The following is a 19,830-nucleotide window of genomic DNA, read 5'->3' on the forward strand; positions in this document are numbered from 1 at the left end:
CTCGATCAGCAGCAGGTGGTCGAGTTGGCGGCGGAGGAGGCCGACCCGTTGGGGCAGCACGGGTTCAGCGGCGCGATCCGCACGTCGCGGAAGCTGATGAGGTCGGCGGTGCCGTGGTTCTGCAGGCCGAGGTATCCGCGCGCGCTCTGCCGTCCGGCCCCACCGGGGTCGTCGGACCGAGGCGGGCTGAAGACAGCGTCCGGGCTGTTCACGTAGTCGTTGATCAGCTCCCCGTTGCGGAAGACGGAGTAGTGCTGGCCGACCACCCGGATCTCGTAGTCGTTCCAGGTGCCCTTCGGGGCGGCGTGGGCGCCGGCCAGGTCGACCCGGTCGAAGCCGTACACCGATCCGCTCTTGTACTGGTCACCGTCGGGCCGGTCGAAGATCTGGAGTTCGTGGCCGTACTTGATGGCCACCCACTCCGGGCGGGACTCGGCGGGGTGCTGGCGCACGTCCGGGAAGCGGACGAAGACTCCGCTGTTGGCCCGGCCGTCCCCTGGGGCGTCGTCCCGCCACTGCAGCTTCAGCGAGAAGTCGCCGTACGCGCTCACCGGGAACCAGAGCATGCCGAGCCCCGGCTCGGGCCGGCTGCTGATCGACCCGTCGGCGTTGCGGGTGAAGCCACCCGCGCCGACGTGCTGCCAGCGGGCGAACGACGACGCGGAGCCGTCGAGCAGCGGCTGGTAGCCGTTCTTGTCGTCCGGCCTGCCGACGCCGGAGCGGCCGGCGGCGCTCACCAGGCGTCCGTGCTCCTGATGGGTGATGACGCCCAGGTGGTGCAGGTGCTCGGCGATCACCGTGACATGGCTGACGAACTGGCCGTGGTTGGGCCATGCCCGCTCGTCGGCGATGACGTTGTTGATCGTGCAGTCACCCTCGACGACCCGGTTGGGTACGCCGCTGTCCACGGTGCCGAGCCACACGGTCGGGCGGGTGTCCTTGACCGGGCAGTCGGGCCCGGGGCCGCTCGCCACCACGGTGAAGGTGACCGACGCGGTCCCCGAGGTGTTGCCGGCCTTGTCGGTGGCCCGGTAGCTGAGGGTGTGCTGACCCGGCTGGTTGACGGTGACCGGCGCCGCGTACCGGCTGTAGGGCTGGCCGTCGAGGGAGTACTCGATCCGGTCCACCCCGGAGCCGGCGTCGGCGGCCGACAGGGTCACCGTGGCGCTGCCCAGGTAGGCGCCGTTGTCGTCGAGCTGGCCGGAGACGGCGGCGGTCGCGGTGGGCGGGGTGGTGTCGGCGGGCGGCGTCTGCACGACGGTGAACGACACCGACTGCGCCGACGACGTGTTGCCCGCCTTGTCCGTCGCCCGGTAGCTGACCGTGTGCTGACCCGGCTGGTTCACCGTCACCGGCGCCGAGTAGCCGGCGTAGGGCTGCCCGTCCAGGGAGAACTCGATCCGGTCCACGCCGGAGCCGCTGTCCGTCGCCGACACGGTGACCGTGGCGCTGCCCACGTACGCGCCGTTGGCGTCCTTCTGCCCGGCCACCACAGCGGACGCGGTGGGCGGCGTGGTGTCGGCGGGCGGCGTCTGCACCACCGTGAACGACACCGACTGCGCCGACGAGGTGTTGCCCGCCTTGTCGGTGGCGCGGTAGCTGACCGTGTGCTGACCCGGCTGGTTCACCGTCACCGGCGCCGAGTAGGCGGCGTAGGCGCCCCCGTCCAGGGAGTACTCGATCCGGTCGACACCCGAGCCGGTGTCCGTCGCCGAGAGGGTCACGGTGGCGCTGCCCACGTACGCGCCGTTGGCGTCCTTCTGGCCGGTCACCGCGGCGGTCACCGTCGGGGGCGTGGTGTCGGCCGGCGGCGTCTGCACCACCGTGAACGACACCGACTGCGCCGACGAGGTGTTACCCGCCTTGTCCGTCGCCCGGTACGACACCGTGTGCTGACCCGGCTGGTTCACCGTCACCGGCGCCGAGTAGCCGGCGTAGGGCTGCCCGTCCAGGGAGAACTCGATCCGGTCCACGCCGGAGCCGCTGTCCGTCGCCGACAGGGTCACCGTCGCGCTGCCCACGTACGCGCCGGTCGCATCCTTCTCCCCGGTCACCGCGGCCATCACGGTCGGGGGCGTGGTGTCGGCCGGCGGCGTCTGCACCACCGTGAACGACACCGACTGCGCCGACGACGTGTTACCCGCCTTGTCCGTCGCCCGGTACGACACCGTGTGCTGACCCGGCTGGTTCACCGTCACCGGCGCCGAGTAGGCGGCGTAGGCGCCCCCGTCCAGGGAGTACTCGATCCGGTCGACACCCGAGCCGGTGTCCGTCGCCGACACGGTCACCGTCGCGCTGCCCACGTACGCGCCGTTGGCGTCCTTCTGGCCGGTCACCGCGGCCGTCACCGTCGGCGGCGTGGTGTCGGCCGGCGGCGTCTGCACCACGGTGAACGACACCGACTGCGCCGAGGACGTGTTACCCGCCTTGTCCGTCGCCCGGTACGACACCGTGTGCTGACCCGGTTGGTTCACCGTCACCGGCGCCGCATAGGTGCCGTACGTGCCCCCGTCCAGGGAGTACTCGACGCGGGACACCCCGGACCCGGTGTCCGTCGCGGACAGGGTCACCGTCGCGCTGCCCACGTACGCGCCGGTCGCGTCCTTCTCCCCGGTCACCGCGGCCGTCACGGTCGGCGGTGTGGTGTCCGACCCGCCGTCGCTGACCACCAGGAGCCCGGTCATGCCGCCGTGGCCGGGGATCGAGCAGAAGTAGCGGTAGGTGCCGGGCGTGAGCACCACGTCGACCGTCCACCGGCCCCCGTTGGCATCCGATGGGTCGGCCAGGATGTTCACGTCGACATCGCTGTTGTACGACGGGTTCCCGGTCTCGAAGGTGAGGGTGTGCTGCATGCCGGTGGTGTTGCCGGTGGCCGCGCTGTTCTCGAAGACGAGGGTGGCCGGTCCGGCCGTGGCGGTCGTCGGCGCGGACCGGTACGACAGGAAGTTGTCGCCGGCGGTCCAGGTGAGGACCTGGGCCTGCAGTTGCCGCGACGGCGCGGTCGCGCCCGCCGTGGCCGGCCGTTCCAGATCGGTCGGACGCGCACTCGCCGGGGACGCAGCCACGGCGGCGGTCAGCAGGAGGACCATCGTGGCGATGGTCGCCATCGGTCTCCTGAGCCGGCTCAGGGCGAGCCGGCCGCGCGGTGGATGTGAGTTCATGGATGCCTCTTTCACGGTCCGGGGGGAACACCGGGCGGAGCGTGCGTCGGCCCGTCGATGTCAGGAATTGGCAGAGCTGCCCGGCGGCCCCTCCCTGGCCGCACGGGATCCGCGGCCGTGGCGGTTTGCCACGGTCGTCCTGTATGGAGTGATGGTCCGAGGTCGGCGGCGAGCCGGATCGCACGCGGCATCGGACGCGGTTCCGCGTCGGAGCTGACTGGGGTGTCGTCGGGTACGGACGGACATCGGTCGACCCGCGGCGCGTGCCCGCGCCGGGTCGCCGTGGTGCGGCGTTGACCCGGGGACGGCCATCCCTGGCCGGTCGTGGCCTCCGGACGTGTTGCGCCGCCTGAGGGCCACAGTGGAGAGCTACCGTGCCGGTAGTTCATCTCGACGAAACATATTGACAGTGACCGACCCTACTAACTTCCTCTCAGGCTGTCCATAGCTTTCGTTCGTGTGGCAGATACTTTTCTCTTGCGGAGACGAAAGTGCCGGACAGTCACGCCACAAGGGACGGACAATCCGCTGCTCCCCGCGCCGCCTGGACGACCAACTTCGCCGCGGAGGCCGAGGCCGCCCTGCTGCCGGCGTCCCCGGTCGCCCTGGTCGATCACCACCTGCTCGCTTCCGGTCAGGATCGGGCCCGCGCGATGGCGGCCGTACGGACCTGCCGGGTCGCGGTCGACCAGGGCTGAATGCTGGCCGGCGGGCGCTCGGCGGTGGGCCGGCGGTCATGCGGGACCGGTCGAAATCGGCCAAGCGCGACCGGCATGAGCCGGCGCTCACGCCGACGGACGGTGGCGGGTGGTCGAGCTCGGCGACGGCCAGGTCAGCGACCGCTCGGCCGCCGTCGATCCGGCTGCGCTGGTCACCGCGCTGAGCCGGGCCCGCCCGGACGTGGCCTGACCGGACGTCGGCGGGGCCCGGTCAGGCCGGCGCGGCGAGCACCGCGTCGATCGACCGACCCGGGGCCGATCTGCCGCTACGCACGCCGTCCATCGAGCCGGATCGTCCACGGCTCCACCCTGTCGACCCGCAGATGCGTCCCGCTCCATGGATCGCGGGCGAGGGTGGTGCGGACGAGGTCCTCAGACTCGGCGTCGACGGCGAGTACCACCCGGTGCTCGTCCGCCAGCGGCCCGCCCAGGACGACGAACCCCGCACTCACCAGGTCGTCCATGAACGCCGCGTGCGCGGGCCAGTCGGACTGCTCCTGCATGGGCCGTGCCGGGTCCCACCGAGGGCCGGATCGACGAAGCAGGACGAGGAACATGGCCACGAACGGACATTACTGCATCGTGCGACCTCGCCGGGCCGGTGGAAGTCAGCCCCCGGCACCCGGGGCGTCAGACGCCCTTCGCCCCGTCGATGGCTTGTCGCAGCAGGTCGGCGTGCCCGTTGTGGCGGGCGTACTCACCGATCATCTGTAGATACACGTAGCGCAGCGACGCCACGTCCTCGTCCGGGAAGGTGAAGGTGTCGTCCATCGAGGCCGCAGCCACGGCCTCACGGGCAAAGCCTGTCTCCTCGACCAGAAGCGCGTAGTCGGCTGGGGCGCTCGCCGGATCGGCGCCCTCGAAGTCGGCGTCGCGCCATTCCGGCGTGGAGTAGAGCGTTTCCAGCGTTTCGCCGCGGAAGAGCGTGCGAAACCAGCTGCGCTCCACTTTGGCCATGTGCCGCAGCAGGCCGAGGAGTGACAGGTTCGAGGAGGCCAGTGGCGCCCGCTCCAGCTGGTCGGCGTTGAGACCGGCGCATTTGTGCAGCAGCGTGGCGCGATGCCAGTCGAGAAGGTTCCGAAGCTGGTCGGCCTCCGGTGCGACGAGAAGGTCACTGGGACGGCGCACATCGGGGGCGGTCCACGTCATCCCGCCATGATGGCACGCGCCGGGACGCCAGCGGCATGCTCACTCGCCCGCAATCCCGTCGCCCGAACGGCGGGCCCGTGGCGGCGGTACGGCGGATGATCACGGTCCGTTCGGCAGGGTTCGGGCGACCCGTGCGGCCCGGAGCGGTGGGGACCTCGGAGGAGTGCGAAGAGGCGCCATCAGCGTACAGCGGCATTAGCCCTGATTCGGACACGCCCTCGTTCGTGGCCGGAAACGTAAGGGCTGATCAGGGGCTATTGAAGATCATGGCTTCCTCAATCAACGAGGTCGGCGAGGCGACCGGAAGGAGACGGTTGCCCCTGTCACCCATTGATCTGCACCGCTGCCCGTGTGATCGTGCTGCCACGAGTCACCGACCCCCGGTGGCTCGGGATGGCCGGTCCGTCGATCCGGGGCAACGCCGGCAGCCCCGGGAGACCCACCATCGCCCGCCTTGCAGCTTGACCGCGGCGCGCGCCCCCACCGGGCTCCGCGCGCCGCCTAGGAACAGGAGCACACCCCCTTGAAGCTCTCATCCCGCCTCGTCGCGCTCTCCGGCGCGGCCGCGGCCGGTCTGGTCGCCGCCGGCGCCGCAGCGGCCGTACAGGCCGCGCCCCCCAGTCCCGCCCCCGACGCGGCCGAGGCCCGCACGCTCGCCGCCAACTCGGCCAGCGCGCTCGTCGCCGCCCGCCCGCAGTACCTGCACGCGAGCTCCGACGACGCCTTCGTCCAGAAGCCCGTCATCACCTCCGAGGGCACCCAGTACGTGCCCTACGAGCGCACCTACAAGGGCCTGCCGGTGACCGGTGGCGACTTCGTCCTGGCGACCGACTCCGCCGGCAACCTGAAGTACGCCTCCGTCGCCCAGCAGCAGAGCATCGGCAGCCTCGCCACGACGCCGAAGCTCAAGGCCGCGGCCGCGGAGAAGACCGCCCGCGCCCAGCTGAAGAGCGTCGCCGGCGTCGAGGGCACCACGCTCGTCGTCTACACCCTCGACAGCAAGCCGACCCTGGCCTGGGAGACCACCGTCCGGGGCACCTCCGCGGACGGCCCGAGCCGACTCACCGTGGACGTCGACGCCCTGACCGGCGAGGTGCTGCGCAAGCAGGAGCACGTCGTGCACGGCAGCGGCACCGGCGCGTGGAACGGGCCGAGCCCGCTGACCCTCAACACCACGCTGTCGGGCAGCACGTACTCGATGAAGGACCCGGGCGTCACCAACCAGAGCTGCCAGGACGCCGCGACCAACACGACGTTCTCCGGCTCGGACGACGTCTGGGGCAACGGCACGGCCACCAACAAGGAGACCGGCTGCGTCGACGCGCTGTTCGGCGCCCAGACGGAGCACAAGATGCTCGCCCAGTGGCTCGGCCGCAACGGCGCGGACGGCAGCGGTGGCGCCTGGCCGATCCGGGTGGGCCTGATCGACCAGAACGCCTACTACGACGGCACCCAGGTCCAGATCGGCAAGAACACCTCCGGTCAGTGGATCGGTTCGATCGACGTGATCGCCCACGAGATCGGCCACGGCATCGACGACCACACCCCGGGTGGCATCTCCGGCAACGGCACCCAGGAGTTCGTCGCCGACACCTTCGGCGCGGCGACCGAGTGGTTCGCCAACGAGCCCGCCAGCTACGACGCTCCGGACTTCCTGGTCGGCGAGAAGATCAACCTGGTCGGCAGCGGCCCGATCCGCAACATGTACAACCCGTCGGCGCTGGGTGACCCCAACTGCTACTCCAGCAGCATCCCCAGCACCGAGGTGCACGCGGCGGCCGGACCCGGCAACCACTGGTTCTACCTGCTGGCCAACGGCAGCAGCCCGACCAACGGTCAGCCGGCCAGCTCGACCTGCAACGGCAGCAGCGTGACCGGCCTGGGCATCCAGCAGGCCATGAAGATCATGTACAACGCGATGCTGCTGAAGACGACGTCCTCGTCGTACCTGAAGTACCGCACCTGGACGCTGCAGGCGGCGAAGAACCTCTACCCGACCGGCTGCACCGAGTTCAACACGGTCAAGGCCGCGTGGGACGCGGTCAGCGTGCCCGCGCAGGCCGGTGACCCGACCTGCAGCGGCAGCACCACCCCGCCGCCCACTGGCGGCTGCTCCGGTCAGAAGCTGGCCAACCCCGGCTTCGAGTCCGGTGCGGTGGGCTGGAGCGCCACCTCGGGGGTCATCACCAACTCGACCGGGCAGGCCGCGCGCAGCGGTTCGTACAAGGCGTGGCTCGACGGGTACGGCTCGACCCACACCGACACCCTGTCGCAGTCGGTGAGCATCCCGGCCGGATGCCGGGCCACGCTCTCCTTCTACCTGCACATCGACACGGCCGAGTCGGGCAGCACCGTCTACGACAGGCTGACCGTCAAGGCCGGCAGCACCACCCTGGCGACGTACTCCAACGTGAACGCCGCCGCCGGCTACGTCCTGAAGTCCTTCGACGTCTCGTCGCTGGCCGGCACCACCGCGACCATCTCGTTCAGCGGTGTGGAGGACAGCTCGCTGCAGACGTCCTTCGTGATCGACGACACCGCGCTCAACCTGAGCTGATCATCAAGGGAAGCGGTCGGTCGTCGTCCTCCCGGCGACCGACCGCTTCGCCGAGCTGTCGCCGCCCCTCGAAGAGGTCGAGCAGCCTCTTCCTGCCGGTCGGCGACTCGAACGCGTACCCGTGGTCGAACTTGACCATCGGGAGGCGACGACGCCGCGCGGCCAGCGCGTCCAGCGCCCGGGTGGCTTCCTTCTCGGCCTTGAGCAGCTCGTCGCGCTCCCGCTGGCACTCCTCGGCCGTCACGATCCGCGGTTTCTCCATGCCGGGATCCTGAACCGGGCACCGACATTCTGCCGGCCCGGGCGCGCCTCGGTCGGCCGGCGCGGGTCAGTCCGGCCGGCCGCCGCCCAGCCGGGCCGCGGCGTGTTCCATCGCCTGGCTGAACATCTCCATCTGCCGCCTGGACTGCTCTCGCAGGCCGCCGAGCCGCGCGGCCAGGGCGTCCGCGTCGGCCCGTGCCGAGGCGCTGACCTGGGCTTCGAGGTCGGCGAGGGCGGCGTTGACGGCCACCACGATGTGCCCGCAGACGGCCTCGACGCCCGCCGCCGACAGCCGCGGGTCGACGGTGACGGACTCCAGCCGTCCACCCTGGACGACCACGGCTCGCACCAGCCCGTCGGCCGCCGTGCCGTCGGCGCGCAGCAGTTCCTCCGCATCGCCGTCGGGGTGCTCGACGGGCCGGGAGCGCATCGCCGACAACGCCTGCTGGGTCCGGGTCAGCAGTTCATCCAGGCTCGCGGCCGCGGAGAACGGTTCGTTGGTCATACCCGCGCTTTCTTCACGTCCTTTCCGAGCACCGTGACGATAGCAATCCGCCACCCGGCCCGCCCGCCACCTCGGCGTCCCCTCCACCATTCCGGACGGCGAACGCCCGGCCGGTGCTCCGGCCGGGCGTTCGTCCGCTGCGCCGGCTCCGGCCCGTGGGCCGGAGCCGGTGGTACGTCAGCGCAGGCGCAGCCGCTGACCCGGGAAGATCAGGCCCGGATCGTCGCCGACCACGCGCTTGTTGCGCTCGTACAGCGCGTGCCAGCCGCCGGCCAGGTCCCGCGCGTCGGCGATCATCGACAGCGTGTCGCCCGGCTTGACCACGTAGGTGCCCGAGCCGCCCGAGGCCGGCGCGGTACGCCGGTGGCTGCGGGTGGCCGGCCGCTCGCTCCGCGAGGAGCGCTTCTTCGCCTTGGACTTGCTGCCGGAGTCCGAACGGGACGCCGACCCGGAGTCCCTGGTGGAGTAGCGCTTGGTCGAGCCGCCCTTTTTGCCGCAGACCGGCCAGGCACCGATGCCCTGCCCGTCGAGGACCTTCTCGGCGATCGCGATCTGCTCGCCGCGGCTGGCCAGATCGGCCCGGCTGGCGTACTTCTGGCCGCCGTAGCCGTTCCAGGTGCCCTTGGAGAACTGCAGGCCACCGTAGTAGCCGTTGCCGGTGTTGATGTGCCAGTTGCCGCCGGACTCGCACTGGGCGATGGCGTCCCAGTTCACGCTGGCCGCGCTGGCCGGCGCGGCCGGGCCGAGGATCGCGGCGGCACCGGTGGCCGCGCCGACGACGAGCGCCCCGACGGCGACCCGACGGCGGCCGGTCCGGCGGTGACGTGCGCTGTGTTCAGTTGCCATGGATTTCCTCCACGCCGACGAGGTGAGCTGTCGGGTTCGGGCCGAGGAGCCCGGCCGCCGGTCGGCGGCTTCACCCCGAGGTGTCGAGCACCGAGGAACGTGTGGGTCCCCCGCTCCCGCCTGAGGTCCAGGTACCACGGGGCCGGCGGCGGAATTAGGCGTTACCGGTCCGTGGTGTCCGCGATCGCGAACGGATACGACGTTAGGAATGATTTCGGACGATCGCCCACTTCTTGTGAAGTTCTTCACCCGGCCGAGCGAAGGCGGGGATTTCCGAGTTGCGACGCTCCCGAACATGCAATAGGGAGGCCGCCGGGTCGACTGCCCGACGGCCTCCGCGGACCCGTTCAGTACGTCAGGCCGTAGCCTTGGGCGAAGAGCGGAACCTGCCCGTCACCGGCGTTTATGGGCTGCTGGCTGACCGAGTTCATCCAGGTCATCGGCAGTTTCCCGGTGGGCGCGGCGCCGAAGAGGACGTCGGCCACGCCGGCACCCTCGGTGCCCGGCAGCCAGGACGCCAGCAGCGCGTCCCATCTGGGCAGCTCGGTGGCGATGTCCATCGGCCGGCCGGACACCAGCACCACGATCACCGGCACGCCGGCGTTGCGCAGGGTGGCGATGGTGCGCAGGTCCTCCCGGTCCAGGCTCATGCTGCCGGTCCGGTCGCCCTGGCCCTCGGCGTACGGCGTCTCGCCGACGACGGCGATCGCGGCCCGGTAGCTGCCGTCGATACCGGTGCCGCGCTGGTTGTAGGTGACCGTCGTGGTCGGACCGACCGCGGCCCGGATGCCCTGCAGGATCGTGGTGCCCGGCGTGATGTTGCCGGAGGAACCCTGCCAGGAGATGGTCCAGCCACCACTCTGGTTGCCGATGTTGTCCGCGTTCCGGCCAGCCACGAAGATCTTGTTGTCGGCCCGGGCCAGCGGCAGCACGCTGCCGGTGTTCTTCAGCAGCACCTGCGACTCGCGGACGGCCTGCCGGGCGAGCGCGCGGTGGCTGACGCTGCCGACCGTGGGGGTCCAGCTCCGATCCGTGTACGGCCGCTCGAAGAGGCCCAGCTCGAACTTCTTGGTCAGGATCCGCCGGTTCGCGTCGTCGATCCGGCTCAGCGGCACGTGGCCGTTCTGCACCTCGGCACGCAGGGTGCTGATGAAGGTCTTCCAGGCGGCGGGCACCATCACCATGTCGATGCCGGCGTTGACCGCGGCGGTGACCTCGGCGGCGGTGAAGCCGGCGGCGCCGTCGATCTGGTCGATGCCGTTCCAGTCGGAGACGACGAAGCCGGTGAAGCCGAGCTCACCCTTGAGGACGGTGGTGATCAGGTACCGGTTGCCGTGCATCTTCACGCCGTTCCAGCTGCTGTAGGAGATCATCACCGACCCGACGCCGCGCTGCACCGCGGCCTGGAACGGTGGTAGGTGGACGGTCCGCAACTCGGCCTCGGTCAGCCGGGTGTCGCCCTGGTCGTCGCCGCCCGCGGTGCCCCCGTCGCCGAGGTAGTGCTTGGCGGTGGCCAGCACTGACGTGGGCCCGCCGAGTGACGGGCCCTGGAGCCCGGTGATCAGCGTGGTCATGTCGGAGGGGAGGTCCGGCGTCTCGCCGAACGATTCGTAGGTGCGGCCCCAGCGGTCGTCGCGGGCCACGCAGAGGCACGGCGCGAAGTCCCAGTCGACACCGGTGCCGGAGACCTCCTCGGCCACCGCCTGGCCGATCTGCTGGACCAGGGCCGGGTCGCGGGTCGCCCCGAGGCCGATGTTGTGCGGGAAGATGGTCGCGCCGACCACGTTGTTGTGCCCGTGCACCGCGTCCACCCCGTAGATCATCGGAATGGCGAGCGGAGTAGCGAGGGCGCCCCGCTGGAAGCCGTCGTACATGTCGGCCCAGCTGGTGGCGGTGTTGGGCGAGGGCGCGGAGCCGCCACCGGAAAGGATCGAGCCCAGCCGGTAGGTGGTCAGGTCGGCGGCGGTCACCGAGCCCCGCTCGGCCTGGGTCATCTGGCCGATCTTCTCGTCCAGGGTCATCCGGGCGAGCAGGTCGGCGACGCGGGTGGCGACGGGCAGGGTCGGGTCCTGGTACGGGTAGGTGGCGGCGTTGGCCGGGCGCGCGGGCACGGCCAGGGCGGTCACGGCGACGAGGAGCAGGGCGAGGCTGAACGGACGGCGGACACGGTGGTGGCGGGTCACAGGTCACTCCTCCCGGAGGAACGGTCATGCCGTTGTCCGGCACCATATGCCACCCGGACATCGACGGACACCGCTGAACGACCCGAGCTGTGAACAATCCTGCCGATTCCTCCGGTCCCGTGAGCACCGGCTGCCGGCCAGGGCTCGTGAGCACCGGCTGCCGGCCAGGGCTACGGTGGCGGGGTCCGCCGGCACGACGCAGCCGACGACCCACCGGCGGCGCGGATCGGGGCGAGGTGGCGGAGCGGACATGACCGACTACGGGCACGAGCTGATCTTCGGCGGCTTCCTCACGCCCGCCGCCGCCGACCCGGCGCGGGTGGTCGCCCTCGCCAAGCTCTGTGAGCAGGTCGGCCTGGACCTCGCCACCTTCCAGGACCACCCGTACCAGCCGAATCTCCTCGACACCTGGACGCTGATGTCGTACCTGGCGGCGGCGACCAGCCGGATCCGCCTCGCCGGCAACGTGCTGAACCTGCCGCTGCGCCAGCCGGTGGTGCTGGCCCGCAGCGTGGCCAGTCTGGACCTGCTCACCGGCGGCCGGGTCGAGCTGGGCCTCGGCGCGGGCGCCTTCTGGGAGGCGATCGAGGCCGCCGGGGGACGTCGCCGCACGCCCGGCCAGGCGGTGGACGCGCTGGACGAGGCGATCCGGGTCGTCCGGGAGGTCTGGGCCACCGACCGGCGGGGCATGGTCCGGGTCGACGGGGAGCACTACCGGGTGGTCGGCGCGAAACGCGGGCCCGCGCCGGCGCACGAGGTGGGGATCTGGGTCGGCGCGTACAAGCCGCGGATGCTGCGGCTGGTCGGCCGGGCGGCGGACGGCTGGCTGCCGTCGCTGGCGTACCTGCCCAAGGGGCCGGCCGAGCTGGCCGAGCTCAACGCGCTGGTCGATGACGGCGCCGAGGCGGCGGGGCGGGATCCCCGGTCGGTACGGCGGCTGCTCAACGTCTCCGGGCGGTTCACCCCGTCCCGCTCCGGCTTCCTCGTCGGGCCGCCGGAGCAGTGGGTGGAGGAGCTGGCCGGCCTCGCCCTCGACCACGGCACGTCCGGGTTCGTCCTCGCCGCCGACGACCCCACCGCCATCCAGCTCTTCGCGCAGGAGGTGGCGCCCGCCGTACGCGAGCTGGTCGCCGCCGAGCGCGCCGAGCCCGGCAGCCGCGCCGAGGCCGTCGAGGAGCAGCGCGAGGCGGTCCAGGCCGGCGGCCCCACCACGCTCGCCGTCACCGCCACCCCGGATCCGGGGGTACGGCTGACCGACCATCAACTGTGGGACGAGTCCACCCGCCCGGCCGCCCCGCCGCCGCCGGCCGGGCACGTCTACACCCCGCACGCCCAGGCCGTCGGCGCACACCTGGTCGACGTGCACGACCACCTGCGCCAGGAACTCGGGCAGGTGCGTGACCTGCTCGAGCAGGTCCGGCGCGGGGTGGTCTCCGCCGGTGCGGCACGGGCCGTGCTCAACGAGATGACCATGCGGCAGAACAACTGGACGCTGGGGGCGTACTGCGCCGCGTACTGCACGGCGGTGACCCAGCACCACGGGCTGGAGGACAACATGATCTTCCCGCACCTGCGCCGTTCGGACCCAGGGCTGGGCCCCGTGCTCGACCGCCTGGCGGCGGAGCATGTGGTGATCCACGACGTGGTGGAGGGCGTGGACCGGGCCCTGGTGGACCTGATCCAAAACCCGGGCGACTTCACCGAGCTCCAGAAGGCGGTGGACGTCCTCACCGACACCCTGCGGTCGCACCTGTCGTACGAAGAGCAGAACATGGTCGAGCCGCTGGCCCGTTACGGCTTCTACGCCGGTCAGGTGTGACGGCCGGGCACACCCGGCTCGTCGCCGTATTCCCGATGGCGCCGGCCATCGGCGTGATCCAGGCTGACTTTGGTTTTCCTAAGCCAGCGGCGTACCGTCGTCCGCATGACGGACTTCCTCGAGCAGCGCGACGCCTGGTTGACCAGCAACTGCTCGATCGCCCGCGCGCTCGAGGTGGTGGGGAACCGGTCCACGCTCCTGCTGCTGCGGGAGGCGTCGTTCGGCACCCGCCGCTTCGACGACTTCGCCCGGCGGGTCGGCGTCAGCGAGCCGGTCGCCGCCGCGCGGCTGAAGCAGCTCGTCGCCGACGGCCTGCTCGAACGGCGCCCCTACCGCGAGCCCGGACAGCGCACCCGGGACGAGTACCTGCTGACCCCCAAGGGGCAGGAGCTGCTGCCGGTGCTCACCGCGCTGCGGCAGTGGGGGGACGCGTGGGCCGCCGACGGGGCCGGCCCCTCGGTCCGCGTCGAACACCACGACTGCGGCGCCGACGTCCACGCCCGGCTGCGCTGCGAGGCCGGGCACGACGTGCCGCCCGACGAGATCGACGTCCGCCCAGGCCCGGGACTGCGACGGGCCTGACCGGTCAACCGGTCGCCATCCAACCCTCGACAATCAGGAGCAGCACATGAAGATCGCTGGACGCAGCGCCCTCGTCACCGGGGCCAACCGCGGCTTCGGCCGCCACCTCGCCGCCGAACTGGCGGCCCGCGGCGCCACCGTCTACGCCGGGGCCCGCAACCCGGACAGCGTCGACCTGCCGGGCGTCACCCCGGTCCGGCTGGACATCACCGACCCGGACTCGGTGGCCGCGGCCGCCGCGCTGGCCGGCGACGTCACGCTGCTGGTCAACAACGCCGGCATCAGCACCGGGGCCGACCTGCTCGACGCCGACCTGGCCACGATCCGGCTGGAGCTGGAGACCCACTTCTTCGGCACGCTGTCGATGGCGCGGGCGTTCGCGCCGCGCATCGCCGCCAACGGCGGCGGGACCATCCTGAACATCCTCTCCGCGCTGTCCTGGGTGACCTTCCCCGGCGTGGGGGCGTACGGCGCGGCCAAGGCCGCCGAGTGGTCGCTGACCAACGCGCTGCGGGCGCAGCTCGCCGACCGGGGCGTCCGCGTCGCCGGCCTGCACGTCGGCTACATGGACACCGACATGACGGCCACGGTGACCGCGCCGAAGTCGGACCCGGTCGAGATCGCCCGGATCGCCGTCGACGGCATCGAGGCGGACCGGTACGAGATCATCGCCGACGAGACCTCCCGGCAGGTCCTCGCGGGCCTGTCCGGCGGAGTGGCCGCGCTCTACCCCGAGCTGCCCTGACCAACCTGCGCGCGGCGGTCCCCGGTGATCCGCCGCGCGCCCGGGGCGGGTGGGCCCACAATGGCGGCATGCGACAGGGCTTCACTCATATGGCGGTCCTCGCGATGGCCCCCGACGACGACCCGGCCGCCCCCGGGGCCGCCGTCACGACCGTCCTCTGTGGCCACTGGGAGCACGAGGGGCCCTGCCCGGTCGTCCCGCACCACACCGGGGCGGAGCGGCACGGCGACGAGCTGCGCCTCCGCATCCTCTTCGCCGCCGAACCGCACCTGGAGGAACGCGTGCGGCGCGACATCGACCGGGCCCTCACCGGCGGCGAACTGACCGGCCCCGACGGGCGGACGTCGCGGTGGCGGCTGCTGAGCAGCGGGCCGGGCGAGCCGTCCGCCCAGGAGGCGACGCACCTGGCGCGACTGGCACGCGGGTAGCGCCCGTCCGTCGGCCGCAGCACGGGCGCCGCGGCCGACGGACGGCCGCGCCCTACAGCGTGCGGGCGAGCCGATCGGCGAGGATCCGGGTGAACCGGGACGGGTCGGCCAGCTCCCCACCCTCGGCGAGCAGCGCCATGCCGTACAGCAGCTCGGCGGTCTCGGTCAGGGCCTCGGTGTCGGCGCCCTGCTCGTGGGCCTTGCGCAGCCCGGTGACGAGCGGGTGACCCGGGTTGAGCTCGAGGATCCGCTTGACCCGTGGCACCTCCTGCCCCATCGCCCGGTACATCTTCTCCAGGGTCGGGGTCATGTCGTGCGCGTCGCCCACCACGCAGGCCGGCGAGGTGGTCAGCCGGGAGGAGAGCCGGACCTCCTTGACGCTGTCGGCGAGCGCGCCGCTCAGCCAGGTCAGCAGCTCGGCGTAGTCCTTCCGCTCCCCCTCGGCCTGCGCCTTCTCCTCGTCGGTCTCCAGGTCGACCTGGCCCTTGGCCACCGAGCGCAGGGTCTTCCCGTCGTACTGGCCGACCCGCTCGACCCAGACCTCGTCGACGGGGTCGGTGAGGATCAGCACCTCGTAGCCCTTGGCGCGGAACGCCTCCAGGTGCGGCGAGTTCTCGATGGTGCTGCGGGACTCGCCGGTGGCGAGGTAGATCTCCGACTGGCCGTCCTTCATCCGCGCGACGTAGTCGCGCAGCGTGGTCAGCTCGGCCGGGTCGTGGGTGGAGGCGACCCGCACCAGGTCCAGCAGCGCCTCGGTGTTGTCCGGGTCCTCGAGCAGCCCTTCCTTGACCACCGCGCCGAACTCCGCCCAGAAGGTGCGGTAGGACTCGGCCGACATCTCCTTGAGGGTGGCGAGGACCTTCTTGACCAGGCGCCGGCGCACGGCGCGGATCTGCCGGTCCTGCTGGAGGATCTCCCGGGAGATGTTCAGCGACAGGTCGTGGGCGTCCACGACGCCCTTGACGAAGCGCAGGTAGTTGGGCATGAGCGCGTCGCACTCGTCCATGATGAACACGCGCTTGACGTAGAGCTGCACGCCGCGGCGGCCCTGCGGGGAGAACAGGTCCAGTGGCGCGTGCGACGGCAGGAAGAGCAGCGCCTCGTACTCGAAGGTGCCCTCGCCACGCATGTGGATGGTCTCGAGCGGGTCGGCCCAGTCGTGGCTGACGTGCTTGTAGAACTCCTGGTACTCGGCCTCGTCGACCTCGTCGCGGGACCGGGCCCACAGGGCTTTCATCGAGTTGAGGGTCTGCGTCTCGTGGCTGGTCGCGCCGTCCTCGCCGGGGCGCTCGACGGTCATCCGGATCGGCCAGGCGATGAAGTCGGAGTACCGCTTGACGATCTCCCGGATCGTCCACTCGGCGGTGTAGTCGTGCAGGTTGTCCTCGGTGTCGATCGGCTTGAGGTGCAGGGTGACGGAGGTGCCCTGCGGGGCCTCGTCGACCGCCTCGACCGAGTAGGTGCCCTCGCCGGTGGATTCCCACCGGGTGCCGCCGCTCTGCCCGGCCCGTCGGGTCAGCAGGGTGACCTGGTCGGCGACCATGAAGGTGGCGTAGAAGCCCACCCCGAACTGGCCGATCAGTTCCTGCGAGGTGCCGGCGTCCTTCGACTCGCGCAGCTTGCGCAGCAGCTCTGCCGTGCCGGACTTGGCGATCGTGCCGATCAGCCCGACCACCTCGTCGCGGGACATGCCGATGCCGTTGTCCCGCACGGTGAGCGTACGGGCGTCCTTGTCGACCTCGATCTCGATGTGCAGGTCGGCGGTGTCGACGGCGAGATCCTTGTCGACCATCGACTCCAGCCGGAGCTTGTCCAGCGCGTCCGACGCGTTCGAGATGAGTTCGCGCAGGAAGACGTCCTTGTTCGAGTAGATCGAGTGGACCATCAGCTGGAGCAGCTGACGGGCCTCGGCCTGGAACTCCAACGTCTCGACCCGGTCGCTCACACCGACTCCCTTCCCTCGTGCGGCCCTTCCGGCGAACAGGATACGAGCCGTGCCGGCGTGGGCGGCGGAGGGTGGCCGGAGTCGGGTCTGGTCCAACCAGTTGACGGGTTGATGTGTCCGGGGCCACACTGCTGCCCATGGCCTTCGCCCCCGTCCCCCGCGCCTCCGTCTCCGACCACGTCTTCGGTCAGCTCCGCGACGCCATCGTCAGCGGTCGCTACCGGCCGGAGGAGACGCTGCCCGGCGAGCGGGAGCTGGCCGCCGCGTTCGCGGTCAACCGGCACGCCGTGCGGGAGGCGCTGCGCCGGCTCCAACAGCTCGGGCTGGTCCGGGTCAGCCAGGGCGGCGCGACCCGGGTGCTGGACTGGCGGGTGCACGCCGGGCTGGACCTGGCGCTGTCGCTGACCCAGTCGGGCGACGTACTCCCGGTGGCGACGCTGGTCCGCGACATGCTGGAGATGCGGGCGTGCGTCGGGACCGACGCGGCCCGGCTCTGCGCCGAGCGCGGCGACCCGGCGGCCACGGCCGCGGTGGTCCGGGCCGTCGAGGAGTACGCCGCGCTCGCGCCCGACCTGCCGCGGATGGCCGAGGCCAACATCGCCATGTGGCGGCTGATCGTCCGCGGCTCCGGCAACACCGCCTACCTGCTGGCCTTCAACAGCCTGGTGGCCGGCACGCTCGCCGTGGGCGACGTCCCGCCCGACGGCCGGGCCGCCGAACTGCTCGACATCGCCGCCCACCGCCGGCTCGCCGCGGCCATCGCCGCCGGGCAGGGCGCGGCTGCCGCCCGGCACGCCCGGGCCCTGCTGACCGCCCCGGTCACCACCCCCACCACCCCGTCCGGAAGGGAAGCCCGAGCATGATCCCCGCCGTGCTCTACGCCGTCCCGGCGTTCCTGCTGCTCATCATCGTCGAGGCCCTCTCCTACCGGTTCGCGCCGGACGACGACGAACGCGGCTACGAGCTGCGCGACACCACCACCAGCCTCTCCATGGGGCTGGGCAGCCAGGTGATCGGCTTCCCGTGGAAGCTGGCCACCGTCGGCCTCTACGCCGGGCTCTGGACCCTCGCCCCGATCCACCTCTCCCCCGGCAACTGGTGGACCTGGGTGCTGCTCTTCTTCGCCGACGACCTGGCCTACTACTGGTTCCACCGGCTGCACCACGAGGTACGGGTGCTCTGGGCCAGTCACGTCGTGCACCACTCCAGCGTCTTCTTCAACCTCTCCACCGCGCTGCGGCAGAGCTGGACGCCGATGACCTCGCTGCCGTTCTGGCTGCCCCTCGCCCTGCTCGGCATCCCGCCGTGGATGATCTTCCTCCAGCAGTCGATCAGCCTGCTCTACCAGTTCTTCCTGCACACCGAGCGGGTCAACGTGCTGCCCCGGCCGATCGAGTGGATCTTCAACACCCCGTCGCACCACCGGGTCCACCACGGCGCCAACACCGAGTACCTGGACCGCAACTACGCCGGCATCCTGATCGTCTGGGACCGGCTCTTCGGCACCTTCGAGCCGGAACGCGCCACCGTCCGGTACGGGCTGACCAAGAACATCACCACCTACAACCCGTTGCGGGTGGCCACCCACGAGTACGCCGCGATCTGGGCGGACGCCCGGCGGGCCACGTCCTGGCGGCACCGGCTCGGCTACGTGCTCGGCCGGCCCGGCTGGCAGCCCGCCCGGTGAGGCGGCGCTGGCTCGGGGCGTTCGGAGGCGTCGCCGCCGCCGAACTGGTCGGCGTCGCGTTCGGCCTGACCGCGGTGCAGTGGCTGGCCAAGCCGCTGCTGGCGCCGCTGCTGCTGGGATACCTGTACAGCGCCCGGCGGCGGGTCGATCCGGTGGCGGTCGGGCTGGTCTTCGCCACCGCCGGGGACGTGGCGCTGCTGGTGCCGGGACGGCGGGCGTTCCTGGTCGGGATGGGTTGCTTTCTGGTCACCCAGCTCGCCTTCCTGACCGCGTTCGTCCGGCACCGCCGGCCGCCGGTCCCGGCCGTGGTGGCGTACCTGGCGCTCTGGGCGGTGGCCAACGCGCTGCTCTGGGGCGCGCTGGGGCCGCTGCGGGTGCCGGTGCTCGGCTACAGCCTGGCGCTGTCCCTGATGGCGGCCGCCGCTGCCGGGGTGTCCCGGCGGGCGGCCCTCGGCGGCGCGCTCTTCCTCGGCTCCGACCTGCTGATCGGGCTGGGCGCGGCCGGCGTCGCGGTGCCCGGCCAAGGGCTGCTGGTGATGGCGACCTACAGCGCGGCGCTGCTGCTGATCACCACCGCCTGGGCGCACCGGCCGACGGACGGCCCGTCGTCGACGGCGGCGGCGCCGGCCGTCCCGATCGTCCACCCGTCGCGCTGAGCGCCCCCGACCAGCCCCGACCGGTATCCTGCTCCGGGTCGACGAAGGGGAGGTGGGCGTGTCCAGGGACACCGGGCGCAAGCTCGTCGCCTCCAACAAGAAGGCGCGGCACGACTACACGATCCTCAAGACCTACGAGGCGGGGATCGTGCTGGCCGGCACCGAGGTCAAGTCGCTGCGCGAGGGGCGGGTGTCGCTGCTCGACGCGTTCGCCCAGGAGCGCGACGGCGAGATCATGCTGTACGGCCTGCACATCGCCGAGTACGGCTACGGCACCTGGACGAACCACCAGCCCCGGCGCACCCGCAAGCTGCTGCTGCACCGGGTGGAAATCGCCCGGATCCTGGAGAAGCTGCGCGAGGGCGGCGGCGGGTTGACCCTGGTGCCGCTGTCGATGTACTTCGCGGGCGGCTGGGCCAAGGTCGAGCTGGGCCTGGCCCGGGGCCGCAGGTCGTACGACAAGCGGCAGGCCCTCGCCGAGCGGGATGCCAACCGGGAGATCGCCCGGGAGCTGGGCCGACGCCTCAAGGGGGCGCGCCGCCCCGCCCGGTGAGGGACGGTACGGACCGAGGCCCGGCCCGCACCAC

At 71.8% G+C, this 19,830-nt stretch carries 18 protein-coding genes, 1 pseudogene and 1 riboswitch; of the genes and pseudogenes, 11 read left to right on the forward strand and 8 right to left on the reverse strand.

All coding sequences use genetic code 11. From position 1 onward, the window contains the following. Window positions 1-5 precede the first annotated feature (5 nt). Window positions 6-3,161 (reverse strand): OmpL47-type beta-barrel domain-containing protein, encoded by a 3,156-nt coding sequence (locus ACFOYX_RS14250; RefSeq protein ID WP_377534014.1) that lies wholly within the window; start codon window positions 3,159-3,161, stop codon window positions 6-8. A 491-nt stretch (window positions 3,162-3,652) separates the two neighbouring features. Between ACFOYX_RS14250 and ACFOYX_RS14255 the strand changes: the two genes are divergently transcribed. Both ACFOYX_RS14255 and ACFOYX_RS14260 read left to right on the forward strand, forming a co-directional pair. Next, window positions 3,653-3,859 (forward strand): hypothetical protein, encoded by a 207-nt coding sequence (locus ACFOYX_RS14255; protein WP_109801698.1) that lies wholly within the window; start codon window positions 3,653-3,655, stop codon window positions 3,857-3,859. 94 nt (window positions 3,860-3,953) lie between these two features. Further along, window positions 3,954-4,070: pseudogene (locus tag ACFOYX_RS14260) on the forward strand (ATP-grasp domain-containing protein); the annotation flags it as partial. Window positions 4,071-4,146: 76 nt separating this feature from the next. Here ACFOYX_RS14260 and ACFOYX_RS14265 read toward each other — a convergent pair. Continuing rightward, window positions 4,147-4,383, reverse strand: a complete 237-nt coding sequence (locus tag ACFOYX_RS14265; protein ID WP_109801697.1) for a hypothetical protein — start codon at window positions 4,381-4,383, stop codon at window positions 4,147-4,149. A gap of 127 nt (window positions 4,384-4,510) precedes the next feature. Beyond that, window positions 4,511-5,029, reverse strand: coding sequence for a DinB family protein (locus ACFOYX_RS14270; RefSeq protein WP_322438863.1), 519 nt, complete (start codon window positions 5,027-5,029; stop codon window positions 4,511-4,513). 523 nt (window positions 5,030-5,552) lie between these two features. On the opposite strand from ACFOYX_RS14270, the gene ACFOYX_RS14275 reads away from it, so the two are divergent. Further along, complete coding sequence (locus ACFOYX_RS14275) at window positions 5,553-7,586, forward strand: M4 family metallopeptidase (protein ID WP_322438864.1); 2,034 nt, start codon at window positions 5,553-5,555, stop codon at window positions 7,584-7,586. Here the strand turns inward: ACFOYX_RS14275 and ACFOYX_RS14280 are convergent. From ACFOYX_RS14280 to ACFOYX_RS14295, 4 genes are all read right to left on the reverse strand, one after another. Next, complete coding sequence (locus tag ACFOYX_RS14280) at window positions 7,573-7,848, reverse strand: DUF899 family protein (RefSeq protein ID WP_322438865.1); 276 nt, start codon at window positions 7,846-7,848, stop codon at window positions 7,573-7,575. The genes ACFOYX_RS14275 and ACFOYX_RS14280 overlap by 14 nt on opposite strands. A 66-nt stretch (window positions 7,849-7,914) precedes the next feature. Further along, window positions 7,915-8,352 (reverse strand): YbaB/EbfC family nucleoid-associated protein, encoded by a 438-nt coding sequence (locus ACFOYX_RS14285; RefSeq protein WP_109801693.1) that lies wholly within the window; start codon window positions 8,350-8,352, stop codon window positions 7,915-7,917. Between the two features lie 177 nt (window positions 8,353-8,529). Then, a complete protein-coding gene (locus ACFOYX_RS14290) occupies window positions 8,530-9,198 on the reverse strand; it encodes a transglycosylase family protein (RefSeq protein WP_322438866.1) in 669 nt (222 codons plus the stop codon). After that, window positions 9,196-9,369: riboswitch (cyclic di-AMP (ydaO/yuaA leader) on the reverse strand. (Overlaps the previous gene by 3 nt.) A 176-nt stretch (window positions 9,370-9,545) precedes the next feature. Then, a complete protein-coding gene (locus tag ACFOYX_RS14295) occupies window positions 9,546-11,381 on the reverse strand; it encodes a glycoside hydrolase family 3 protein (protein WP_322438867.1) in 1,836 nt (611 codons plus the stop codon). Between the two features lie 250 nt (window positions 11,382-11,631). Between ACFOYX_RS14295 and ACFOYX_RS14300 the strand changes: the two genes are divergently transcribed. The 4 genes from ACFOYX_RS14300 (at window position 11,632) to ACFOYX_RS14315 (ending at window position 14,955) form a co-directional block, all read left to right on the forward strand. Continuing rightward, window positions 11,632-13,200, forward strand: a complete 1,569-nt coding sequence (locus ACFOYX_RS14300) for an LLM class flavin-dependent oxidoreductase (RefSeq protein WP_322438868.1) — start codon at window positions 11,632-11,634, stop codon at window positions 13,198-13,200. A 105-nt stretch (window positions 13,201-13,305) separates the two neighbouring features. Further along, window positions 13,306-13,782, forward strand: coding sequence for a helix-turn-helix domain-containing protein (locus tag ACFOYX_RS14305; protein ID WP_322438869.1), 477 nt, complete (start codon window positions 13,306-13,308; stop codon window positions 13,780-13,782). Between the two features lie 46 nt (window positions 13,783-13,828). After that, entirely contained in the window at window positions 13,829-14,527 is a 699-nt protein-coding gene (locus tag ACFOYX_RS14310) for an SDR family oxidoreductase (RefSeq protein ID WP_322438870.1), read from the forward strand. Window positions 14,528-14,595: 68 nt separating this feature from the next. Then, window positions 14,596-14,955 carry a hypothetical protein gene (locus ACFOYX_RS14315; RefSeq protein WP_322438871.1) on the forward strand — a complete coding sequence of 120 codons (360 nt, stop codon included), beginning with the start codon at window positions 14,596-14,598 and terminating at the stop codon, window positions 14,953-14,955. A 52-nt stretch (window positions 14,956-15,007) separates the two neighbouring features. On the opposite strand, the gene htpG is transcribed toward ACFOYX_RS14315, so the two are convergent. Next, window positions 15,008-16,900: a molecular chaperone HtpG gene (gene htpG / locus ACFOYX_RS14320; RefSeq protein ID WP_322438872.1), complete on the reverse strand. Its 1,893-nt coding sequence runs from the start codon at window positions 16,898-16,900 to the stop codon at window positions 15,008-15,010. A 137-nt stretch (window positions 16,901-17,037) separates the two neighbouring features. On the opposite strand from htpG, the gene ACFOYX_RS14325 reads away from it, so the two are divergent. The 4 genes from ACFOYX_RS14325 to smpB are packed head-to-tail and all read left to right on the forward strand — an operon-like array spanning window position 17,038 to window position 19,796. Then, complete coding sequence (locus ACFOYX_RS14325; protein WP_322438873.1) at window positions 17,038-17,763, forward strand: GntR family transcriptional regulator; 726 nt, start codon at window positions 17,038-17,040, stop codon at window positions 17,761-17,763. After that, window positions 17,760-18,587: a sterol desaturase family protein gene (locus ACFOYX_RS14330; RefSeq protein ID WP_109801684.1), complete on the forward strand. Its 828-nt coding sequence runs from the start codon at window positions 17,760-17,762 to the stop codon at window positions 18,585-18,587. Before ACFOYX_RS14325 ends, ACFOYX_RS14330 begins: the two co-directional genes overlap by 4 nt. Next, complete coding sequence (locus ACFOYX_RS14335; protein ID WP_109801683.1) at window positions 18,584-19,243, forward strand: lysoplasmalogenase; 660 nt, start codon at window positions 18,584-18,586, stop codon at window positions 19,241-19,243. The genes ACFOYX_RS14330 and ACFOYX_RS14335 overlap by 4 nt, the downstream gene beginning before the upstream one ends. Window positions 19,244-19,301: 58 nt before the next feature. Next, window positions 19,302-19,796 (forward strand): SsrA-binding protein SmpB, encoded by a 495-nt coding sequence (smpB, locus tag ACFOYX_RS14340; protein ID WP_322438874.1) that lies wholly within the window; start codon window positions 19,302-19,304, stop codon window positions 19,794-19,796. The last annotated feature ends 34 nt before the right edge of the window (window positions 19,797-19,830 follow it).

Source organism: Micromonospora sp. GCM10011541 (assembly GCF_042650725.1).
Lineage (GTDB): Bacteria > Actinomycetota > Actinomycetes > Mycobacteriales > Micromonosporaceae > Micromonospora > Micromonospora sicca.

What these genes read in the sequence shown, in the direction of transcription:
- ACFOYX_RS14250 (WP_377534014.1), bottom strand. Translation starts at nt 3,161, where the DNA reads ATGAACTCACATCCACCGCGCGGCCGGCTCGCCCTGAGCCGGCTCAGG.
- ACFOYX_RS14265 (WP_109801697.1), bottom strand. Translation starts at nt 4,383, where the DNA reads ATGCAGGAGCAGTCCGACTGGCCCGCGCACGCGGCGTTCATGGACGAC.
- ACFOYX_RS14270 (WP_322438863.1), bottom strand. Translation starts at nt 5,029, where the DNA reads ATGACGTGGACCGCCCCCGATGTGCGCCGTCCCAGTGACCTTCTCGTC.
- ACFOYX_RS14280 (WP_322438865.1), bottom strand. Translation starts at nt 7,848, where the DNA reads ATGGAGAAACCGCGGATCGTGACGGCCGAGGAGTGCCAGCGGGAGCGC.
- ACFOYX_RS14285 (WP_109801693.1), bottom strand. Translation starts at nt 8,352, where the DNA reads ATGACCAACGAACCGTTCTCCGCGGCCGCGAGCCTGGATGAACTGCTG.
- ACFOYX_RS14290 (WP_322438866.1), bottom strand. Translation starts at nt 9,198, where the DNA reads ATGGCAACTGAACACAGCGCACGTCACCGCCGGACCGGCCGCCGTCGG.
- ACFOYX_RS14300 (WP_322438868.1), top strand. Translation starts at nt 11,632, where the DNA reads ATGACCGACTACGGGCACGAGCTGATCTTCGGCGGCTTCCTCACGCCC.
- ACFOYX_RS14305 (WP_322438869.1), top strand. Translation starts at nt 13,306, where the DNA reads ATGACGGACTTCCTCGAGCAGCGCGACGCCTGGTTGACCAGCAACTGC.
- ACFOYX_RS14310 (WP_322438870.1), top strand. Translation starts at nt 13,829, where the DNA reads ATGAAGATCGCTGGACGCAGCGCCCTCGTCACCGGGGCCAACCGCGGC.
- ACFOYX_RS14315 (WP_322438871.1), top strand. Translation starts at nt 14,596, where the DNA reads ATGCGACAGGGCTTCACTCATATGGCGGTCCTCGCGATGGCCCCCGAC.
- ACFOYX_RS14325 (WP_322438873.1), top strand. Translation starts at nt 17,038, where the DNA reads ATGGCCTTCGCCCCCGTCCCCCGCGCCTCCGTCTCCGACCACGTCTTC.
- ACFOYX_RS14330 (WP_109801684.1), top strand. Translation starts at nt 17,760, where the DNA reads ATGATCCCCGCCGTGCTCTACGCCGTCCCGGCGTTCCTGCTGCTCATC.